The following is a 19,694-nucleotide window of genomic DNA, read 5'->3' as shown; positions in this document are numbered from 1 at the left end:
ACGCGTAAAATTTAGTTGATAGGTTCACATGGACACACCGTCCGTCAGGTTCAGCCATCCTTTAAAGATCCGGTAGCTGAACCAGATAACACCTAACGCAAAAAAGCTCAGGCTTAACCACAACGCATTGCTCCAATAACCCAACACCATCAGAGACAACAGCCCGAAAATACTATGGCGCTGCCAGCGCAAGTGACTCCCTAGCAATGATGTTGACGCAATATGTCGTTGACTGAAATTAATCAGCAAACTCAATACTACAGGCAACAGAAACAGCGGGAACGCGCACATCAGTCCGTATAGTAGATGTCCGAGGCTGCGATCTTCAGCGAGTATCAATTGCGAGGGGGATCCGGTCATCGTTTTCTCCAGCTAACATCTGTGAAGAGAGGGCCAGCAGTAGCCCGTAACTTAACCATACTTTGTGATCTCAGATTGTGCAATGCTCCCGTGTCAAATCTTGTACTTGTCGGTGGTTCACAAGACTAATTTAACATCAGATAGCGGTCGGCTAGAGCAAGCTAGCACCATCCCGGCAGCAATTTCTTCCGCCGTCAGCGTCTGTTGGCTGCTGGAAGTCACCTCGCCTTCCGCTACTCGACATTTGCAAGCACCGCATACGCCGCTGCGACAAGCCGCAATGATAGGAAGCTTCATCGCCTCGATCCCTTCCAGCAACGTTTGCTCCGCCCGCAACTGTGTTGACTGCTCTGCCACACGCAGAGAGTAGAAGGCATTGGTGGCGGTATTGTTGGGATGCATCGGCATCACCATACCGAAACTTTCCTGATGGTAGTGGTCCATATCAAACCCAAGCGACTCAAATAGTTTTTTGCAAGCAACCATAAAACGTTCAGGGCCACAGACATAGACTGTACGTTCATAAAAATCCGGTGCTAATTGGCGCAGTACAGATTCATCTAGATAGCCCTGGTAGCAGCGAGCATCTGCCAATAATCTGGAAGGTGCCTCATGTTGCAGTAATAAACCGAGTGCGAAACCGTCATGATGGTTGGCCATTGCCTGTAAACTGTCGCGGTAGATCACATCTTGCTGCGTTTTTGCACTGTGAATAAAGCAGATATCGGCCTCTGGCCCAAGCGTATCAGTGAGATAACGGCTCATGGAATACATAGGTGTGATGCCACAACCCGCGCTGAGAAACAGATAGCGCGCTGCCGGAATATCTATCAGATTGAACTCACCAAAGGGCCCCATAGCGAGCAGGCTGTGGCCGGGTTGTAAGTTATCCAGCAAGTAGTTAGAAACCTTACCGCCGCTAACCCGTTTAATAGTCACCATTAATGAATGCGGCCGCGAAGGTGATGACGATATCGTGTATGAACGATGCAATATCTCACCCCCAATCTCCAATTGGAAAGTGATAAATTGTCCGGGTTTGAAGCGAAACTTCAGCGGTTCTGCTGCCCGGAAACGGAAGCTCACAACGTCTGGGGTTTCCATCCAACGTGCAGTACAAATTAACCGGAGCGGCTCTGCCTGCCAGTCTTTAGCCATAAAATGCGCAGTTGCAGCATTAAGCGCCTGTGCAGAAATAGTCATCTGACTCCTCCTCTAAAAAACGGGCGCAGCTCATTGCCACGCCCATACTTCAATCAGGCAGCGCCCAGAATACAGTCGAGGTCTTCCGCGACGGTACTGACATTACGCAGACCAAATTTCTCTTCGAGGATGTTCAGCAGATTCGGTGTTAAAAATGCCGGAGGCGTTGGCCCAGTCCGAATATTTTTTACGCCTAAGGAGAGCAGCGTCAGCAGAATGACAATAGCTTTTTGCTCAAACCAAGATAACACCAGACTCAACGGCAATTCATTCACGCTGCACTCAAATACTTCAGACAATGCTAGCGCCAGTTGAATAGCCGAATAGGCATCGTTACACTGACCGATATCTAACAGCCGTGGGATACCATTGATATCACCAAACTCCAGCTTGTTAAACTTATACTTACCGCAGCCTAAAGTGAGGATCACGCTATCTTTCGGGGCCGCCTTGGCAAAGTCGGTAAAGTAACTGCGTTCAGCCTTGTCACCGTCACAGCCTCCCACCAAGAAGAAATGACGAATACTGCCATTTTTCACGTTTTCCACCACGGCAGGTGCGGCATTCATCAAAGCGTTACGGGCGAAGCCTATGGTGATCAGGTGGGGGATTTCATCATATTTAAAGCCTTCCAGCGCCAACGCCTTATCAATAACTGGGCCGAAATCATCACCTTCCAGATGACACACGCCAGGCCAGCCAACAATACTGCGAGTGAAGATACGGTCAGCATAATGACCAACATTTGGATTAATGATGCAATTAGAGGTCATCACAACAGCGCCAGGGAAGTTAGCAAACTCTTGCTGCTGGTTTTGCCAGGCGCTGCCATAATTACCGACGAGGTGCGGATATTTCTTTAACTGCGGATATGCCAATGCAGGCAGCATCTCACCATGAGTATAAACATTGATGCCTTTATCCTGGGTCTGTTGCAGAATAAGTTCCAAGTCTTTCATATCGTGCCCAGAAACCAGTATTGCTTTACCTTTCACAGGTTTGGTATTCACCTGAGTCGGCTCTGGATGACCAAATGCGGCAGTTTCGCCGCTATCCAGCATGGCCATCACTTGATAGTTAAGCTGACCAATGTCCATGGCAGTGCTGAATAACTTGTCGGCATCTTCACTATCGGTTGCTAAAAAACCCATGATTTCGTGGAATTTTCCAGCAACGTCGCTACTGGTTTGTCCCAGCACACGCGCATGTTCCATATACGCTGCAGCGCCTTTAAGGCCGTACAGGCATAGCAAACGCAACCCTAAAATATCTTCATTTACCTCACCACGATTAGGCAGCGCCTGCTTGGCTTGTGCCAGTAACTCGGGTTTGGTTGTTGCCAACAATAGCGTGGCAGCCGCAGGAAAGGTCTCTACCGCGATGCCGCTTTCGCTACAGAGTGATTGATATTGCGTTTGTAAACGCTCACGCAATGCCGCTGCGGTGCGCGCATATTCCACAATACGTTCATCATCAAAATTTACATTGGTCAACGTGGAGAAAAAGGCTTTCGGTACAAAGGTATCCACTTCCGTATCGATAATGCCAAATGGCCTTAAACGCGCGGCATAAAGGGAAACGCCTTGCAGCATATAGATCAATAAATCTTGTAAATCTGAAGTTGAGGCCAGCTTGCCACACATGCCCTGAGAATAACTGCAGCCGTTGCCTGCTGGGGTTCTGATAGTCTGCTCACACTGAATACAAAACACGGTTGGTCTCCTTTTTATCATGCATTTATTTTGCATGTTTTAGCTTAGTGTACAGAGTTCAGTCTCTAGGCCAACATCAGGTGTGCAAAAGAGAGAGGCTGATCACTTTACTTTTTCAGTAGTAACGAGGGAATAGAGCATTAATAAATTGAAATTAAATAGAAAAATGTCCTTAATATCGAAATATTAAGGACAACTAAATAACCAGGAAGGTTAGAACAAGGAATAATTGTTTAGTGGCTCTTCATATCGTTTACGGATTGCAGCATTGCGCGACTTTCATGCTGGAACTGTGGTGCCAAGTCACCAAACCATTGCGCAACCTCGCGGAAACGTCGAATGAATTCATCACGGTTGCCGGACTCCAGTACCGTTAACGCCTCGGCATAATTTGCCAGATAATCCGAGATGGCTTTGAGGCTGTCTTTTTGCGCAAAAATAATGTCGGCATATAGCTCAGGACTTTGGGCAAACAAGCGCCCAACCATTGCCAATTCCAGCCGATAAATAGGCGAACTGAATTGCAACAAACTTTGCATATCTGCCTGTTCCCGACACAGATTGAGGCCATATACAAAAGTGGAGAAATGGCGCATTGCCTGTACCAGTTGCATCGCTTTGTCGTGTTTTATCGCTTCAGCTTCAACCAGTCTGGCGCCCCAGATTTTTATCTGTTCCAGTAACCAGTCATAGGCCTGCGCTTGCCGACCATGGCACACTACTACCACCTGTTTGGCAAAACTCCCCACATCTGGACCAAACATGGGATGCAATCCCACCACTGGTCCCTGATGCGTCTCTAGCATTGCCGTCATGGGTGCGGTTTTGATAGATGTCAAATCCGCTAGGATACAGCCAGTGGGCAGTTGAGTCAGCTTATCGCGAATAAGCTCGCAGGTGACAGCAATTGGCACGGTGACCAACACCAGTCCAGCACCCTCAAACATGGTGCTAGCCCGCTGCCAATCGTCTTTATCTAACAGATGCACTTCATAGCCAGATAAACTGAACATTTGGGCAAACAGTTGCCCTAACTGCCCTTTACCACCCACAATGACAATTTTGCCCAGATCTTCTTTAACTTGCTTAAATCCAACGTCTTTTTCATTGAGATAGGATTCGCGCATCAAACGCCGCAGCACATCTTCAATCAGTTGCGGTTGGATCCCCATGGTTTCGGCTTCTGCCCGACGTTTAGCCAGCATAGCGGCCTCACGCTCCGGGGCATATATTGGCAAGCCAGCACTGTGCTTAACGGCCCCCACCTGCGCCACCAAATCCAGCCGCTTCCGTAGCAACAACAACAGCTGTTGATCCACACCATCAATCAGATCCCGGAGTTTTTCTAACTCGGTGGTGGTCTTTTCGTTCATATCAAATCTTCCATCAGGCATTGGCAGCTCTGAGCATATCAAATCGACCCGGCAGGATCGAAGCGAGTTGCTCCGCTCCCTGACGTAACAGTGACTCAGTTGCCGCCCAGTCGATGCAGGCATCGGTAACTGAAACACCGTATTGCAGTTCTGCCAATGGCTTATCACATTTCTGATTACCTTCAAACAGATGGCTTTCTAACATGACGCCGATAATGGATTTATTGCCGTCAGTGATTTGTTGGAAAATCTCTCGGCATACTAACGGTTGCCGTCGATGATCTTTGCTGGAATTACCGTGACTGCAATCGATGATTAAGCGCGCGGTCAACCCCGCTTTATGCAGTGCTTCGGCACTCTGGGCGACACTGTCGGCATCATAATTGGGATGAGCCCCCCCGCGGAGGATCACGTGTCCATCGGGATTGCCGCGAGTTTGCAGCAATGCCACCTGCCCTTGCTGGTTAATGCCCATGAAACGGTGCTTGCTTGCGGCTGATTTGAGCGCATTTATGGCGACATCCAGATTACCGTCAGTGCCGTTCTTGAAGCCAACCGGCATAGACAAACCTGACGCCATTTCACGATGGGTCTGTGACTCGGTGGTACGCGCGCCAATCGCTGACCAGCTAATAAGCTCGGAAATGTACTGTGGACTGATAGGGTCCAACGCTTCGGTTGCTACCGGCAGTTCCAGTTCAGCTAGAAACAACATCAGTTCGCGGGCTTGGCGCAGACCTTTCTCCAAATCAAAAGATTCGTCCATGTCTGGGTCATTGATCATGCCTTTCCAACCCACGGTAGTGCGCGGTTTTTCGAAGTACACCCGCATTAAAATGTAAAACTGATCCTGAAGTTCATCACTTAGTTTTTTTAACTTTAGCGCATATTCTTTAGCAGCCGCCAAATCGTGAATAGAACAAGGACCGGCAATGACCAACAAGCGGCTATCTCGTTTGTGAATAATGTCAGCAACAGTCTTGCGGGCGTTGAGAATAAACTGATGCCCCTTTTCGGGAAGTGGTAATTCTTGTTTCAATTGCTCGGGGGTAAACAATACTTTTTCAGCATGGATCCGCACATTTTCCAGCGGATTGATGGGTACTAATTGCTCTGACACTTACTTCACCTGCATTAAATGGATAACCAAGATTATTGTACCAATGTAATGTTACACCATTACAATAGATAGCAGTCTGCCCCTATTTCAATGAGGGATCAAGCTTTGTTTTTAATTTTTACAGACAAACAAAAACCCGCCATATAGGCGGGCTTCTGTGCGAACACTTGCGTTATCTAAAGTAACTGGCTTATTTAGTCGCCAGTTTTTCACGGATACGTGCAGCTTTACCTGACAGATCACGCAGGTAGTACAGCTTAGCACGACGCACGCGACCACGGCGTTTAACTTCGATGCTGGCAACCAGAGGGCTGTGAGTCTGGAACACACGTTCAACGCCTTCACCGTTAGAGATCTTACGTACAGTGAACGCTGAGTGCAGGCCACGGTTACGCTTAGCGATAACCACACCTTCGAACGCCTGCAGACGTTCTTTGTCACCTTCTTTAACACGTACCTGCACGACAACGGTGTCACCGGCGCCAAAGGCTGGTACGTCTTGTTTCATTTGCTCATCGTTGAGCATTTTGATGATTTTGTTCATTTGTATCTCCGTTCTAGAATTAACTGAGCTTGACCGCACTAATCCATTGGCTCAACGAACTGTGCTAACAGAGTCTTTTGTTCGTCAGTCAGAGCTAGAGTTTCAAACAATTCCGGCCTTCGCTTAAGAGTTCTAATAAGACTCTGCTGCAAACGCCAGCGTCTAATTTGTTCGTGGTTGCCACTGAGCAACACTGCCGGAACTTCATAACCGTTGAGCACTTCCGGCCGGGTGAAATGAGGACAGTCGAGCAATCCGTCAGAGAAGGAATCCTGCTCTGCCGAGGCTTGTTTTCCCAGCACGCCGGGGACTAGCCTTGAAACCGCATCGATTAAGGTCATGGCTGGTAACTCCCCGCCCGAAAGCACGTAATCACCCACCGACCACTCCTCGTCGACTTCTGTCTTAATGATGCGCTCATCAATACCTTCGTAGCGACCACACACCAAAATCAACTTAGAAGCCTGTGCCAGCTCAGCCACGCCTTGCTGTGTCAGCTTGCGCCCCTGAGGTGACAAATAAATCACCTTAGCACCTTCGCCCGCCGCTGACTTGGCAGCATCAATAGCTTCGCGAAGCGGCTGTACCATCATCAACATCCCCGGACCACCGCCATAAGGCCGATCGTCTACAGTGTTGTGGCGGTCATACGTAAAATCACGGGGATTCCACGTGTTAAGTTCCAACAGGCCATTTCTAACGGCCCGACCCGTAACACCAAAATCGGTTACTGCTCGAAACATCTCCGGGAACAGGGTGATAACCCCTAACCACATAAGCTGTTTCCTCGATTTAAAAGTCCGGATCCCAATCCACGATTATCTGTTTTGCCGTCAAGTCCACCTGTTTGATGAACTGGTCGGTGACAAAGGGGACCATACGTTCCTCTTTGCCAAAGGCATCTTTGGCGTTAGCTTTGATCAACAAAACATCGTTGGATCCTGTTTCCACGATCTGATCAACTATGCCCATGTTGTAGCCTTGGGTGTTTATGACTTCACAACCAATAAGATCACGCCAATAGAACTCATCTTCCGGCAGCGATTTCATCTGCTGAGGCAGGATGCCAATGTCACAATTAGTGAGCATCTGCGCCTGCTCGCGGGTCTCCACACCTTCCAGTAATGCAATTACTGTATTGCCGTGAAAACGCCAGCGGTCAATCTTCACCTCACGCCATTCGCCCTGTTGCTGGATCAGCCAGGGAGAATACTCAAAAATACCTTCAACAGCATCGGTATAGGCGGTGATTCTCAGCCAACCTTTTACACCATAACTGGCGCCAATTTTGCCCAGCACTACAGGTTCAGGGTTACTGCTCATCAATCTATACCTATATTACAATCAAGCAGCTTTAGTAGCGTCTTTGATCAGTTTTGCAACGCGATCGCTGGTAGCTGCACCGTTAGACAGCCAATGCTGTACACGGTCCATATCCAGACGCAGAGCTTCTTCCTGGCCACGAGCCAGTGGGTTGAAGAAGCCAACACGCTCGATAAAACGACCGTTGCGTGCATTGCGGCTGTCTGCCACTACGATGTTGTAAAATGGACGCTTTTTAGCGCCACCACGAGATAAACGAATGGTAACCATGCGTTCTAGTTCCTCTGTTTGATTTGCTTGCCAGCAAAATAAAAACTGGAACTCTGTGTTCGCAAAGAGTCCCAGCATAGAAAGCCGGGGAATTTTACCTGACTTTTAGCCAATTGCAACCGCATCAGGCCAAAATACTCCCCGTTAAAACCTTTATTTCAAGCGTGTTTAACGCCCAGGGAAACGCATTCCTGGCGGCATCATTCCCCCCAAGCCGCGCATCATCTTGCTGACACCACCTTTGGCAGACATTTTCTTCATCATTTTCTGCATCTGGGTAAACTGCTTCAGCAAACGGTTAACGTCTTGGATTTGCGTCCCAGAACCCACAGCAATACGGCGTTTACGAGACCCTTTAATAACATCGGGATTGCGGCGTTCGCCCGGAGTCATGGAGTTAATAATAGCCTCCATTTGCCCTGTCAGCTTACCGCCTTGCAGTTGCGCCATAGCATCAGGTGGCAGTTTGCCAATACCGGGCATTTTTTCAATCATGCTCATCATGCCGCCCATGTTCTTCATTTGCTGCAGTTGCTCACGGAAGTCTTCTAGATCGAAACCACCACCTGATTTTACTTTTTGCGCCAGTTTCAGTGCTTTCTCTTTATCAACACCACGTTCCACCTGCTCAATTAACGACAACACATCGCCCATACCCAGGATACGCGAAGCAACACGATCAGGATGGAACGGCTCCAATGCATCAGTCTTTTCGCCAACACCAAGGAATTTAATCGGTTTGCCCGTAATGTGGCGAATAGACAGTGCCGCGCCACCGCGAGCATCACCATCAACTTTAGTGAGAATTACCCCGGTGAGAGGTAGCGCATCGTTAAACGCTTTGGCAGTGTTAGCCGCATCCTGACCCGTCATGGCATCTACCACAAACAAGGTCTCGATAGGATTAACTGCCGCATGTAGCGCTTTGATCTCATCCATCATTGCTTCATCAACATGCAAGCGTCCGGCAGTATCGACAATGATGACATCAATGAACTTACGCTTAGCATGCGCAATAGCGGCGAGCGCTATATCAACCGGCTTTTGGCTGACATCCGAGGGGAAGAACTCCACTTCCACTTCCTGCGCCAAGGTTTCCAACTGTTTAATAGCGGCCGGGCGGTAGACGTCAGCACTGACAACCATCACTGATTTTTTCTGACGTGTTCGCAGAAATTTTGCCAGCTTAGCAACGCTGGTGGTTTTCCCGGCCCCTTGTAAGCCCGCCATCATCAATACGGCTGGCGGTTGGGTTACTAAATTCAGCGCTTCATTGGCTTCGCCCATGGCTTTTTCAAGCTCACTCTGGACGATTTTGATAAACACTTGTCCCGGCGTCAGGCTCTTGCTAACTTCTTGCCCCACAGCGCGTTCTTTAACGCTGTTAACAAATTCCCGCACCACGGGCAGCGCAACGTCTGCTTCTAGCAGCGCCATCCGCACCTCGCGCAAGGTGTCCTTGACGTTGTCTTCAGTGAGACGACCGCGGCCGCTGATATTCTTCAACGTCCGGGAAAGGCGGTCAGAAAGATTCTCAAACATGGTGTGACCTGTTCCGTTTTTCAATTTCTGCAGTTGGGGCGTATTATAACTATGTGCGGCCAAGATGCCACCAAGCAAGGTGGTAGCAGTAAGCATAATCGCTAAAGGCGGAACTTATCGCGCAAATCTGCCACTAAAGATTGCGAGCAACTTAATTTTTGTTGGTTATGTCACTGCCCAAGCATATATCACTCATGTTATTCTTACGGCAGCAATTTCTTGCGGATTACCGCAGTAATCTTTATCAATAAAGGAATAGGGTAACGTCTAATGGTCATTCTTCCTGCTGTTGCAATGGTGTTTTACGCCGTGGCACTGATTTTGGTGACTAGTCGCCTTTTTCATCCAGAAGGCCCGAACAGGAAACTAGTGACAATTTTTGCCGCCATTGGTGTGGTATTACATGCTTTTGCCCTGTATCCCGCTATTTTCACTGATCATGGACAGAATTTCAGTCTGACCAATGTAATCTCTATGGTGTGCTGGATTATTGCGCTGACGTTCACCATAGTAATGCCGCATATCAGGGTAATAGTGCTGGTACCTGTGGTGTTTGCCTGTTCCATCATTGGGGTAGCGTTGCTGTGGTTGGTACCACCACAGTACATTCTGCACTTCGGCCAACATCCAGAAGTGCTGGTACATGTGGTGCTGTCATTGATGGCCTACAGCACTTTATTGATCGCAGCATTGTACGCAGTACAGTTGATGTTCATCCAGAACAAACTGAAAAAGAAACAGCCTTTGATGACCCATGCGATTCCGCCATTACTGACGGTTGAGAAACAACTGTACCATCTGGTGATCATCGGTCTTATTTTGCTCAGTCTGGCACTGGCAACGGGGTTCATCTTTATGGACTCTATGTTCGCTAGCGGGCAAGGACACAAAGCGGTGTTGTCCATCATCGCATGGTTTGTTTATATCGCCATGTTGTGGCAGCAATACACCGTGGGTTGCCGTATTAAAACCGCAGTGGTTTATACCATTTCTGGAGCAGTGTTGTTGTCACTCGCTTATTTTGGCGCCCGCGCGGTAAAAGAACTCATCCTCAACTGATAGGAAATGACCGATGGCAGTCAATCTGCTATCGGTTGTCTTGACACCTCAAATAATTCCCAGTATTTACTAGGCTTATTATTCTTTACGGAGCCCATTTTTGGACGCTATATCGACCGGCGCGCTGCTACTGATCCTGCTAGTCCTGATCTTGATTTCAGCTTATTTCTCCGGTTCAGAAACCGCTATGATGACGCTGAACCGTTATCGCTTACGTCACCTCGCTAGCAATGGCCATAAAGGTGCCCAACGGGCGCTGAAACTACTGGAACGTCCTGACCGACTTATTGGCCTGATCTTGATCGGTAACAACCTAGTCAACATCCTTGCATCAGCGGTGGCCACAGTGTTAGGGATGCGCTTGTATGGTGATGTTGGCATCGCTATTGCCACCGGCGTATTAACTTTTGTGGTGCTGGTATTCGCAGAAGTCACTCCCAAAACCCTTGCCGCATTGCGACCAGAACCAGTGGCTTTCCCCTCCAGCATTGTACTGAAGTGGCTGTTATGGGTGATGTTGCCACTCGTGAAGGTGATGAACTGGATCACCTCTTTCATATTAAGACTGATTGGCGTGAAATCGGTTAAGCACAGTGATGCGTTGAGTCAGGAAGAGCTTGCAACAGTTGTGCATGAAGCCGGGGCGCTAATCCCCCGTCGTAACCGTGATATGCTGCTGTCAGTATTGGATCTGGGCAATGTCTCGGTAGAAGATATTATGGTGCCACGTAACGAGTTATACGCCATCAATATCAACGATGACTTTAAAAGCATCAACAAACAGATTATCCAAAGTCCCCACACGCGGGTGCTACTTTACCGCGATAACATCGACGACACCGTTGGCTTTGTGCATCTGCGAGATGCGTTGCGATTACAATCTAAAGGCCAATTCAGTAAATCTTCTTTGCTACGCGCAGTGAAAGAGATTTACTACGTGCCGGAAGGCACCCCCTTAAGTGTGCAGTTGGCTAATTTCCAGAAAAATAAAGAACGCATCGGACTGGTGGTTGACGAATATGGCGACATCCAGGGCTTAGTGACCCTGGAGGATATTCTGGAGGAGATTGTTGGTGATTTCACTACATCAATGATCCCAACGGCCAGTGAGGAAATTACGCCGCAGCAGGATGGCACTTTCCTGATAGATGCCACCATCAATATCCGCGATCTGAACAAAGAGAAGCATTGGAATTTTCCCACCGATGGTCCTAAGACGCTTAACGGGCTGATCTTGGAGTACCTAGAAGATATTCCTGCAGCCAACACCGGGCTGCGTTTGGCGGGTTATCCAATGGAGATCATGGAAGTTGCAGACAATATGATAAAAACAGTCCGGGTTATGCCGCAGTATTACCGCCCACAGTAACCCCATAGCATAAAAATTAAGGCACTAGGTGCCTTAATTTTTGCCACTATCAGTTCGTCGCTCGAACGGCTTTAGTTTGTTCCAGCAATAAGCGCTTATCTTTGGCCAAGGGCGTAATACTGTGTTCCAAACTCTTTGCCCAACCTAGCATAAAGTAGATTTCAGCCATCAGAAAAAAAGGACCAATGAATAGCTGTGAAATGTCGTCCAGAAAAGCAGGTTTGGCCTTTTCATAATAATGTCCAATAAACTGAAACACCCAGCCCACAGCAAAGACCAACAACGCCAGCCAAACGGAGGCCTCTCCTGTGTGGTAAAGCCATTCAGTACTGGCAACGATCGGTACCATAAACACTGCCATGCCAATCGCCAGACGCCAATGCAATAACAGGTAATACAGCATCACAGGTATTAACAGCAGTACACTACCGCCGACCACAAGCCCGGCTATTTCGAGTCGCAGCAGCGATAACAACAGAAATATCGACCAAATAATCAGCGGAATTCCCACAAAATGGGTTTTCAAATTGGTCGCGTTGAGATGTACGCTTTTATAATCTGAAAGCTGTTCAATTGCCGATTTCATCCATCACCTGCCGATTTATTATTTAGCCGTGATATATACCATAGCGGTAATCCTCTAACTAAAGCAAAGTGAAACAGGAAATAATCCGCCCGCGCTTTACCAGGCTTGGCTGCATGTTAAACTGGGCGGCTGAACGATAGTTAGAGGTAATAACATGTGTGGTTCGCATTCCCACATTTTTTCTCAGTCTCCGGTAACCACTGTCAGCATCCATCTACCGGAGTGGATAAACGAGCGGGTGGAGTGGCAACGTCCATTAACATCAGATCAGGAAAAAATGGCGTTAACACTGGCGCTGGCCCAAGAAAATGTTAGACGCAAAACCGGTGGTCCATTCGCCAGCATCATTGTCCATCGGCAATCAGGACTGTTACTGAGCGTGGGCGTTAATCAGGTGGTGCCACAAAATAATTCGACCCTGCACGGAGAAGTACTGGCCATTATGTTCGGAGAACAGCGTTTGCAACAATTCAGCCTCGGGCTTGCGGAAGAGTACGAATTGTTTACCTCCTGTGAGCCCTGTGCCATGTGTATGGGCGCCGTATTATGGTCAGGTGTAAAACGCCTAGTGTGTGCCGCCACCGGCGATGATGCCAGAGCCATAGGCTTTGATGAAGGTCCAGTTTTTGAGAGCTCATATGACTACCTGCAAAATGCGGGTGTTCAAGTACAACGCCAGCTGTTACAGGCAGAGGGGCGCGCAGTGCTTGAAAGCTATGTGGCTAATGGTGGACAACTGTATAACGGTGCGGATTGACACTTGCCCAATTAACAAGGGCCTCTAGGCCCTTTGTTAATTGTCGATAGTGAGTTTATTAACTCAGGATCACAGTAGCAACCGCGTAGTGGCGTTCATCCGCAATAGAAAGCAACGCTGTTGTCGCACCCAATAACTGTAACTGTGCCGCCGCACCATCAGATAAACTGAGCTGCGGCGCACCAGCGCCATTGTTGGATACTTGTAGATGCTGAAATGAGACGCCGCGACCAATACCAGTGCCCAACGCTTTGGCGGCAGCTTCTTTGGCAGCAAAACGCTTCGCAAGAAAACGCGCGGGTTGTTTGTGAGCACTGAATTGTTGCAGCTCGACAGGGGTCAGCACCCGTGCCGCCAAACGCTGCAACGCCGCTGCCGACATGTCACTGAAGCGGCTAATCTCGACAATATCCGTCCCCAGTCCCAAAATTGCCATTATTCGCCTCTGCGCCCTTCCAACATCAGTTGTTTCATATCAGTGACAGCCTTAGCCAAACCATCAATGGCCGCTCTAGCAATAATGGCATGACCGATGTTCAGCTCATACAATTCTGGGATAGCAGCAATAGGCTTCACATTGTGATAATGCAGGCCGTGCCCGGCATTCACTACCAACCCTTTACTGTGCGCATAAGCCGCCATGTCGCTTATCCGGCGCAGTTCATTGTTGGCTTCTGTTGCCGTTTTTGCATCGGCGTAATGCCCGGTATGGATCTCTATCACCGGCGCTCCAACGGCGACAGCAGCATCAATCTGCCGTTTATCAGCATCGATAAATAGTGACACACAGATACCCGCCTCGTTTAACCGCCGCACCGCCGCACTCATCTTATCTAGCTGTCCAGCAACATCCAACCCACCTTCAGTGGTCAGTTCTTCGCGTTTTTCTGGGACCAGACAACAATGTGGCGGCTTAATATCACAGGCGATTGCCAGCATCTCTTCGGTAACAGCCATCTCAAGATTCATGCGCGTCTGTAAGGTTTTTGCCAGCAGATAAATATCGCGATCTTTAATATGACGGCGATCTTCCCGCAGATGGACGGTAATGCCTTCGGCCCCGGCGTGTTCCGCGACTGCCGCAGCATGTACCGGATCCGGGAAATCCGTACCGCGGGCATTACGCAGCGTGGCGATATGGTCAATATTAACGCCTAACAGAATTCTTCCCATAACCTTTCACTCCTGATCACAATGCTATGCCATTAGCATCTGTTATTCTTGATTCTTCGGTAATGCTCTGTTGCTGAACAACTGTCGGCTCAGCAGTGGCCGCTCACCTACCACTGGTTGCAACAATACTCGGGTTAAGCGCTTGGCATATGACCAGTCTGCGGCATCAAGTTCTCTGGCCGCAAGTGCTAGCAACACCCGTCCTGGGAACACGCCATCGCCCGGTAAAAAACCCGATTCAGGCAACCAGCGATATAGCTGAGCTGCGTCCAATGCTATCCCATTGGCATCATGGGTCAGCGATGGCATACAACCCAGCTCTTCCAGTAACGTCAGCTCAAAAAAGCGCAGTGGTGTTTGACTGAATTCGCGTGCCAGCGCTATCAATGTTTGATGATAGGGCATAAATAGAGATTCGCCGCTTTGTACCTGAGCCAACGCTCTAACCAGCAATTCGTTAAGATAGATTGCCGAATATAACGCATCCCCACTCAGAGGTACCGCTGGGGAAGCAGTTTCAATCTGATTTAGGTTACGCAGTTCGCTTCGGCCAGATAATGCAAATAGCAGAGGTTGAAATGGCTGCACTATGCTCTTCAGTGAGCGTTTGCCACTACCTAATCTGGCAACGGCATCAACTCTTCCTAAACCATCAACCAACAGTTTCAGCAGTGCACTGTTTTCTTGATAAGGTTTAGCATGCAGCACATATCCCCGATACATAAAAGGTCAATCGTCGCCATATCCCAGACTACGAAGTGCCCGTTCATCATCCGCCCAACCGGATTTCACTTTCACCCATACTTCAAGAAACACTTTATTCTCAAAGAGTTTTTCCATATCTAAACGGGATTCAGTCGCAATAGTACGGATACGTTCACCGTTTTTACCAATCACCATGCGCTTTTGTCCTTCACGTTCAACCAGGATCAAGGCGTTAATCTGGTAGACACCATTTTCCATCATTTTGAACTGTTCGATTTCAACCGTGGCATCATAGGGAAGTTCATCCCCCAGATAACGCATCAGTTTCTCGCGCACAATCTCCGACGCCATAAACCGCTGTGAACGGTCAGTAATGTAGTCCTCGGGGAAAAAATGCACACTCTCAGGCAAACTCTGGCGCGCCAGCGACATCAATTTGCCAACATTGGTACCTGACTTGGCGGAAATCGGCACTATGTCATCAAACGGGAATTTTTGAGCCAGTTCCTGCAAATGCGGGAACAGCGCTTCTTTGTCTTTAATGTGGTCGACTTTGTTAACGGCCAGAATAGTTTTACGCTCATCGGCACCACGCCGTAATTTGTTCAACACCATTTCATCATCGGCGGTCCAGCTCAAACCATCGACCACAAAGATCACCATGCACACATCAGCAATTGAGCTAGCAGCCGCACGGTTCATCAAGCGGTTGATAGCCCGCTTCTCTTCCATATGCAGCCCTGGCGTATCGATAAAAACCACCTGAGAATCACCCTCAGTATGGATCCCCATAATCCGGTGCCGTGTCGTTTGCGGTTTGCGGGAAGTGATACTGACCTTCTGCCCCAGCAGCCGATTCAATAATGTGGACTTACCCACATTAGGACGGCCGACAATTGCCACCATGCCACAGTAGGTTTTATCAAAATGCTGGGCTTGCGGCTGTTGCAACTTTGCCAGTAACTCATCCAGGCTCGGTTCCTGTTGTGGCACTTGTGGGGGTTTACTCATGTTTCATTAACTCCAGCACCTGGGCTGCGGCCTGCTGCTCAGCCTTGCGTCGTGAACTGCCAGTACCGGTCACCGCTACAGACAATTCAGCCACCCGACACTCAACAGTAAAGGTCTGATCATGCGCTTCGCCTTCGACCTTCAGCACCAAATATTCCGGTAACGGCTTTTTATGGCCCTGCAGCAACTCTTGCAGTTGGGTCTTGGCATCCTTCTGCCCTTCCCCCGGTTTAATCATCAGCAAACGCTGTTCATACCAGCCAAGCAATAACCCTCGCACGACTTCCAGATCAGAATCCAGATAAATAGCGCCGATAATCGCTTCTACAGCATCCGCGAGAATGGACTCGCGTCGGAAGCCACCGCTTTTCAACTCACCTGGGCCTAATGTTAGATAATCGCCCAGTTTGAACTCTTTCGCCATTTTGGCCAATGTATCGCCACGGACTAATGTGGCCCGCATACGGCTGAGATCACCTTCAGTCACCTTCGGAAACTGGTGAAACAGTTTGTCGGAAATCACCACTGACAGGATGGAGTCACCGAGAAACTCCAGACGTTCGTTATGTTTGTTGGCAGCGCTGCGATGCGTCAGCGCCTGTTCCAGTAATGACAGATCTTTAAACTCATAGCCAAGTGTTCGACACAATCTGGGAAGATTCTTGATAGGTTCCATCACTGTAAGCCCCCAACACGGTTAAAACGCACACCGGTCGGGATCCAGGTTGGCAAAAAGTCATCCGGCTTACGATCGAACTCAAAGCTTATCCAGATACATACGGCACGCCCAACCAGATTCTTTTCAGGAACAAAGCCCCAGAAGCGGCTGTCAGTGCTGTTATCACGGTTATCGCCCATGGCAAAATACTCACCTTGAGGCACAACAAACTCTCCAGCAGGTAAATCACCGTCACGGAAATAAAATGCGGTTGGCTCACCACGCGCCGGATCAATAAGAATATCGTGCGTCACATCCCCTAATTGCTCGCGATAACGGATCTGCGGCACACCATCTAAACTAAATTCACCACGATTCACCTCAGCTCGGGCAACCAACCGCGGTTCAGGACATGGACTCTGCTGCTGGCAAGCCTCCTGAATATACAGCTGTTTATTGCGGTAAATAATACGATCACCGGGTAAACCAACCACCCGTTTGATGTAGTCAATGGACTCATCTTTGGGGTATTTAAAGACAATAATATCGCCTCGCTTTGGCTCTCCAGTACTGATCATTTTGGTACGCCATACTGGGTCTTTAAGGCCGTAGGCAAACTTTTCAACCAGAATAAAATCGCCTACTAACAGCGTCGGCATCATCGAGCCAGATGGGATTTGAAAAGGCTCGTACAGAAAAGAGCGCAAGATCATCACGAACGCGATAACCGGAAATATAGATTTCGCGGTTTCGACAAATGCAGGTTCTTGTAACATCTGCGCTTTGGCTGGTTCCGGCAATTCGCCCTGCGCTTCAGCTAACGCTAAACGTGCCCGGCGTTTCGGCGCCAGCAGCCAAGCATCCAACGCCCAAATGATGCCAGTAACCAAAGTAACTAAAACCAGGAAAATCGAAAAGTAGGCTGCCATGGGTCAGTTATACTCCTGCCTTGAATTCAATAAATACAAACCATTCCTGTCAACTTTGGTTAGTGTACCTGCAGCGGCCGGGGAGTCCCCCATCAGGCATACTAACCAAAGCGCCGCATATTGCGGCGCCAGGACAAACGATATTATCCGCAAAGCAATACCGAGGTCACTCGTTGAGTTTCAATACCGCAAGGAAAGCTTCCTGTGGCACTTCAACGTTACCCAATTGCTTCATCCGCTTTTTACCTTCTTTCTGCTTCTGCAGCAGTTTTTTCTTACGGGAAACGTCACCACCATAACATTTGGCAGTCACATCCTTACGCAATGCTTTGACAGTTGAACGTGCGACTACCTGACTACCAACCGCTGCTTGAATAGCAATATCAAACATTTGCCGCGGGATCAGCTCTTTCATTTTTTCTACCAACGCAATACCGCGGTGGCGGATATTGGAGCGATGAAGGATCATCGCCAAGGCGTCAACACGGTCGCCGTTAATCAGTACATCCAAACGCACCATATCCGCCGGTTGGAAATACACAAAATTATATTCCAGTGACGCATAGCCTCGACTGGTGGACTTCAGTTTATCAAAGAAATCCATCACCACTTCAGCAGCGGGAATATGATACGTCAATGCCACCTGATTGCCGTGATACACCATGTTTTTCTGTACACCACGTTTTTCCACACACAGGGTAATCACATTCCCTAAGTAGTCCTTCGGTACCAGAATGTTGGCTTCAACAATAGGTTCATGAATTTCTTCAATATTATTAATCGGTGGTAGTTCTGATGGGTTATCTACATAGACGGTATCACCGTTTGTCATCACCACTTCATACTCTACTGTCGGTGCTGTTGTGATCAGATCCAGGTCATATTCACGTTCCAGACGCTCCTGAATGATCTCCATATGTAGCAGACCAAGATAGCCTATACGGAACCCAAAACCGAGAGCCGAAGAGGTTTCTGGCTCGAATTGCAGTGACGCATCATTGAGACTCAGTTTGTTCAGTGCATCACGGAAGCTTTCATAGTCGTCGGTCGATACAGTAAACACCCCGGCGTACACTTGCGGCTTAACTTTTTTAAAGCCCGGCAGTGGTTTATCAGCACCATTTTTAGCGTGTGTTAAGGTATCCCCTACCGGGGCACCGTGGATCTCCTTGATACCCGCGACAACAAAACCTACTTCGCCGGTTTTCAACTCATCTTTATCTGTTTGTTTTGGGGTAAAGATCCCAACCCGCTCCGCAATATGGTTCTGTCCCGTAGACATCACCTTAAACTTGTCACCCTTTTTCAGGCTGCCGTTCTTGATGCGCACCAAAGACACCACGCCGAGGTAAGAGTCAAACCAGGAGTCGATGATCAATGCCTGTAACGGTGCCTCAGGGGCGCCCTTGGGTGACGGGATTTGTGCGACTATCATCTCCAGCACTTCATCTACACCGACACCGGTTTTGGCCGAACAGCGTACAGCATTCTTGGCTTCAATACCGACAATATCTTCGATTTCAGCGGCAACCCGATCAGGATCGGCCTGCGGCAAATCGATTTTATTCAGCACTGGCACTACATCTAGGTTCATGTCCAGCGCGGTGTAACAGTTCGCCAGCGTCTGCGCTTCAACGCCTTGCCCAGCGTCAACCACCAAGAGTGCACCTTCACAAGCGGCCAATGAACGGGAAACTTCATAGGAAAAGTCAACATGCCCGGGCGTATCAATGAAGTTGAGCTGGTAGGTTTCACCGTCTTTAGCCTTGTATTCTAGCGTTACGCTCTGGGCTTTAATGGTGATCCCGCGTTCCCGCTCAAGATCCATTGAGTCCAATACCTGTTCCGCCATTTCGCGGTCAGTCAGACCACCACAAACTTGGATCAAACGGTCGGAAAGCGTGGACTTACCATGGTCAATATGGGCAATAATCGAGAAGTTTCTGATGTGATTCATCATGCTGCAGTGACTAAGCTCTTGGTTAAATGTGTCAGTTAAA

Annotated in this window: 21 protein-coding genes; 3 read left to right on the top strand and 18 right to left on the bottom strand. The window is 48.7% G+C overall.

Annotation, left to right across the window (positions count from 1 at the left end; translation table 11 throughout):
- Positions 1 to 24: 24 nt before the first annotated feature.
- The 10 genes from IE064_RS09345 to ffh form a co-directional block, all read right to left on the bottom strand.
- A complete protein-coding gene (locus IE064_RS09345) occupies positions 25 to 360 on the bottom strand; it encodes a hypothetical protein (protein WP_133038064.1) in 336 nt (111 codons plus the stop codon).
- Positions 361 to 477: 117 nt separating this feature from the next.
- On the bottom strand, positions 478 to 1,563 hold the full coding sequence (locus IE064_RS09340; protein WP_189617587.1) for an FAD-binding oxidoreductase: 1,086 nt from the start codon (positions 1,561 to 1,563) through the stop codon (positions 478 to 480).
- A 53-nt stretch (positions 1,564 to 1,616) separates the two neighbouring features.
- Entirely contained in the window at positions 1,617 to 3,275 is a 1,659-nt protein-coding gene (hcp, locus tag IE064_RS09335; RefSeq protein WP_189617586.1) for a hydroxylamine reductase, read from the bottom strand.
- A gap of 233 nt (positions 3,276 to 3,508) precedes the next feature.
- A complete protein-coding gene (tyrA, locus tag IE064_RS09330) occupies positions 3,509 to 4,648 on the bottom strand; it encodes a bifunctional chorismate mutase/prephenate dehydrogenase (protein ID WP_189617585.1) in 1,140 nt (379 codons plus the stop codon).
- 13 nt (positions 4,649 to 4,661) lie between these two features.
- Complete coding sequence (locus IE064_RS09325; RefSeq protein WP_189617584.1) at positions 4,662 to 5,768, bottom strand: 3-deoxy-7-phosphoheptulonate synthase; 1,107 nt, start codon at positions 5,766 to 5,768, stop codon at positions 4,662 to 4,664.
- A gap of 190 nt (positions 5,769 to 5,958) precedes the next feature.
- Positions 5,959 to 6,312 (bottom strand): 50S ribosomal protein L19, encoded by a 354-nt coding sequence (gene rplS / locus IE064_RS09320; protein WP_133038059.1) that lies wholly within the window; start codon positions 6,310 to 6,312, stop codon positions 5,959 to 5,961.
- 38 nt (positions 6,313 to 6,350) lie between these two features.
- Complete coding sequence (gene trmD, locus IE064_RS09315) at positions 6,351 to 7,088, bottom strand: tRNA (guanosine(37)-N1)-methyltransferase TrmD (RefSeq protein ID WP_189617583.1); 738 nt, start codon at positions 7,086 to 7,088, stop codon at positions 6,351 to 6,353.
- A gap of 16 nt (positions 7,089 to 7,104) precedes the next feature.
- Positions 7,105 to 7,635: a ribosome maturation factor RimM gene (rimM, locus tag IE064_RS09310; protein WP_133038057.1), complete on the bottom strand. Its 531-nt coding sequence runs from the start codon at positions 7,633 to 7,635 to the stop codon at positions 7,105 to 7,107.
- A 21-nt stretch (positions 7,636 to 7,656) separates the two neighbouring features.
- Entirely contained in the window at positions 7,657 to 7,905 is a 249-nt protein-coding gene (rpsP, locus tag IE064_RS09305) for a 30S ribosomal protein S16 (RefSeq protein WP_133038056.1), read from the bottom strand.
- Positions 7,906 to 8,073: 168 nt separating this feature from the next.
- Complete coding sequence (gene ffh, locus IE064_RS09300) at positions 8,074 to 9,447, bottom strand: signal recognition particle protein (RefSeq protein WP_189617582.1); 1,374 nt, start codon at positions 9,445 to 9,447, stop codon at positions 8,074 to 8,076.
- Between the two features lie 270 nt (positions 9,448 to 9,717).
- Here ffh and IE064_RS09295 point away from each other — a divergent pair, with 270 nt between their 5' ends.
- The gene (locus tag IE064_RS09295) at positions 9,718 to 10,506 is read left to right on the top strand and encodes a cytochrome C assembly family protein (RefSeq protein WP_189617581.1); all 789 of its coding nucleotides are present in this window, start codon (positions 9,718 to 9,720) and stop codon (positions 10,504 to 10,506) included.
- Positions 10,507 to 10,606: 100 nt separating this feature from the next.
- Positions 10,607 to 11,875 (top strand): HlyC/CorC family transporter, encoded by a 1,269-nt coding sequence (locus IE064_RS09290; RefSeq protein ID WP_189617580.1) that lies wholly within the window; start codon positions 10,607 to 10,609, stop codon positions 11,873 to 11,875.
- 49 nt (positions 11,876 to 11,924) lie between these two features.
- Here IE064_RS09290 and IE064_RS09285 read toward each other — a convergent pair whose 3' ends face one another.
- Complete coding sequence (locus IE064_RS09285) at positions 11,925 to 12,461, bottom strand: Mpo1 family 2-hydroxy fatty acid dioxygenase (RefSeq protein WP_189617579.1); 537 nt, start codon at positions 12,459 to 12,461, stop codon at positions 11,925 to 11,927.
- Positions 12,462 to 12,615: 154 nt separating this feature from the next.
- Between IE064_RS09285 and IE064_RS09280 the strand changes: the two genes are divergently transcribed.
- Positions 12,616 to 13,218, top strand: a complete 603-nt coding sequence (locus tag IE064_RS09280; protein WP_189617578.1) for a nucleoside deaminase — start codon at positions 12,616 to 12,618, stop codon at positions 13,216 to 13,218.
- Positions 13,219 to 13,276: 58 nt separating this feature from the next.
- Here IE064_RS09280 and acpS read toward each other — a convergent pair whose 3' ends face one another.
- The 7 genes from acpS to lepA all read right to left on the bottom strand — a co-directional run bounded on the left by acpS (position 13,277) and on the right by lepA (position 19,651).
- Positions 13,277 to 13,654, bottom strand: coding sequence for a holo-ACP synthase (acpS, locus tag IE064_RS09275; protein ID WP_189617577.1), 378 nt, complete (start codon positions 13,652 to 13,654; stop codon positions 13,277 to 13,279).
- Complete coding sequence (gene pdxJ / locus IE064_RS09270) at positions 13,654 to 14,391, bottom strand: pyridoxine 5'-phosphate synthase (RefSeq protein WP_189617576.1); 738 nt, start codon at positions 14,389 to 14,391, stop codon at positions 13,654 to 13,656. The genes acpS and pdxJ overlap by 1 nt, the downstream gene beginning before the upstream one ends.
- A gap of 42 nt (positions 14,392 to 14,433) precedes the next feature.
- Positions 14,434 to 15,114 carry a DNA repair protein RecO gene (recO, locus tag IE064_RS09265; RefSeq protein ID WP_189617575.1) on the bottom strand — a complete coding sequence of 227 codons (681 nt, stop codon included), beginning with the start codon at positions 15,112 to 15,114 and terminating at the stop codon, positions 14,434 to 14,436.
- Between the two features lie 6 nt (positions 15,115 to 15,120).
- Complete coding sequence (era, locus tag IE064_RS09260; RefSeq protein ID WP_133038047.1) at positions 15,121 to 16,107, bottom strand: GTPase Era; 987 nt, start codon at positions 16,105 to 16,107, stop codon at positions 15,121 to 15,123.
- The gene (gene rnc, locus IE064_RS09255) at positions 16,100 to 16,783 is read right to left on the bottom strand and encodes a ribonuclease III (RefSeq protein WP_133038046.1); all 684 of its coding nucleotides are present in this window, start codon (positions 16,781 to 16,783) and stop codon (positions 16,100 to 16,102) included. The genes era and rnc overlap by 8 nt, the downstream gene beginning before the upstream one ends.
- On the bottom strand, positions 16,783 to 17,694 hold the full coding sequence (gene lepB / locus IE064_RS09250) for a signal peptidase I (protein ID WP_189617574.1): 912 nt from the start codon (positions 17,692 to 17,694) through the stop codon (positions 16,783 to 16,785). Before lepB ends, rnc begins: the two co-directional genes overlap by 1 nt.
- A gap of 166 nt (positions 17,695 to 17,860) precedes the next feature.
- Positions 17,861 to 19,651: a translation elongation factor 4 gene (gene lepA / locus IE064_RS09245; protein WP_189617641.1), complete on the bottom strand. Its 1,791-nt coding sequence runs from the start codon at positions 19,649 to 19,651 to the stop codon at positions 17,861 to 17,863.
- Positions 19,652 to 19,694 lie beyond the last annotated feature (43 nt).

It is taken from the genome of Shewanella fodinae (assembly GCF_014651955.1).
In the GTDB taxonomy this organism is placed as follows: domain Bacteria; phylum Pseudomonadota; class Gammaproteobacteria; order Enterobacterales; family Shewanellaceae; genus Shewanella; species Shewanella fodinae.
Note: the sequence above shows the minus strand (reverse complement) of the source record. Positions and strands in the feature narration are given on the sequence as shown.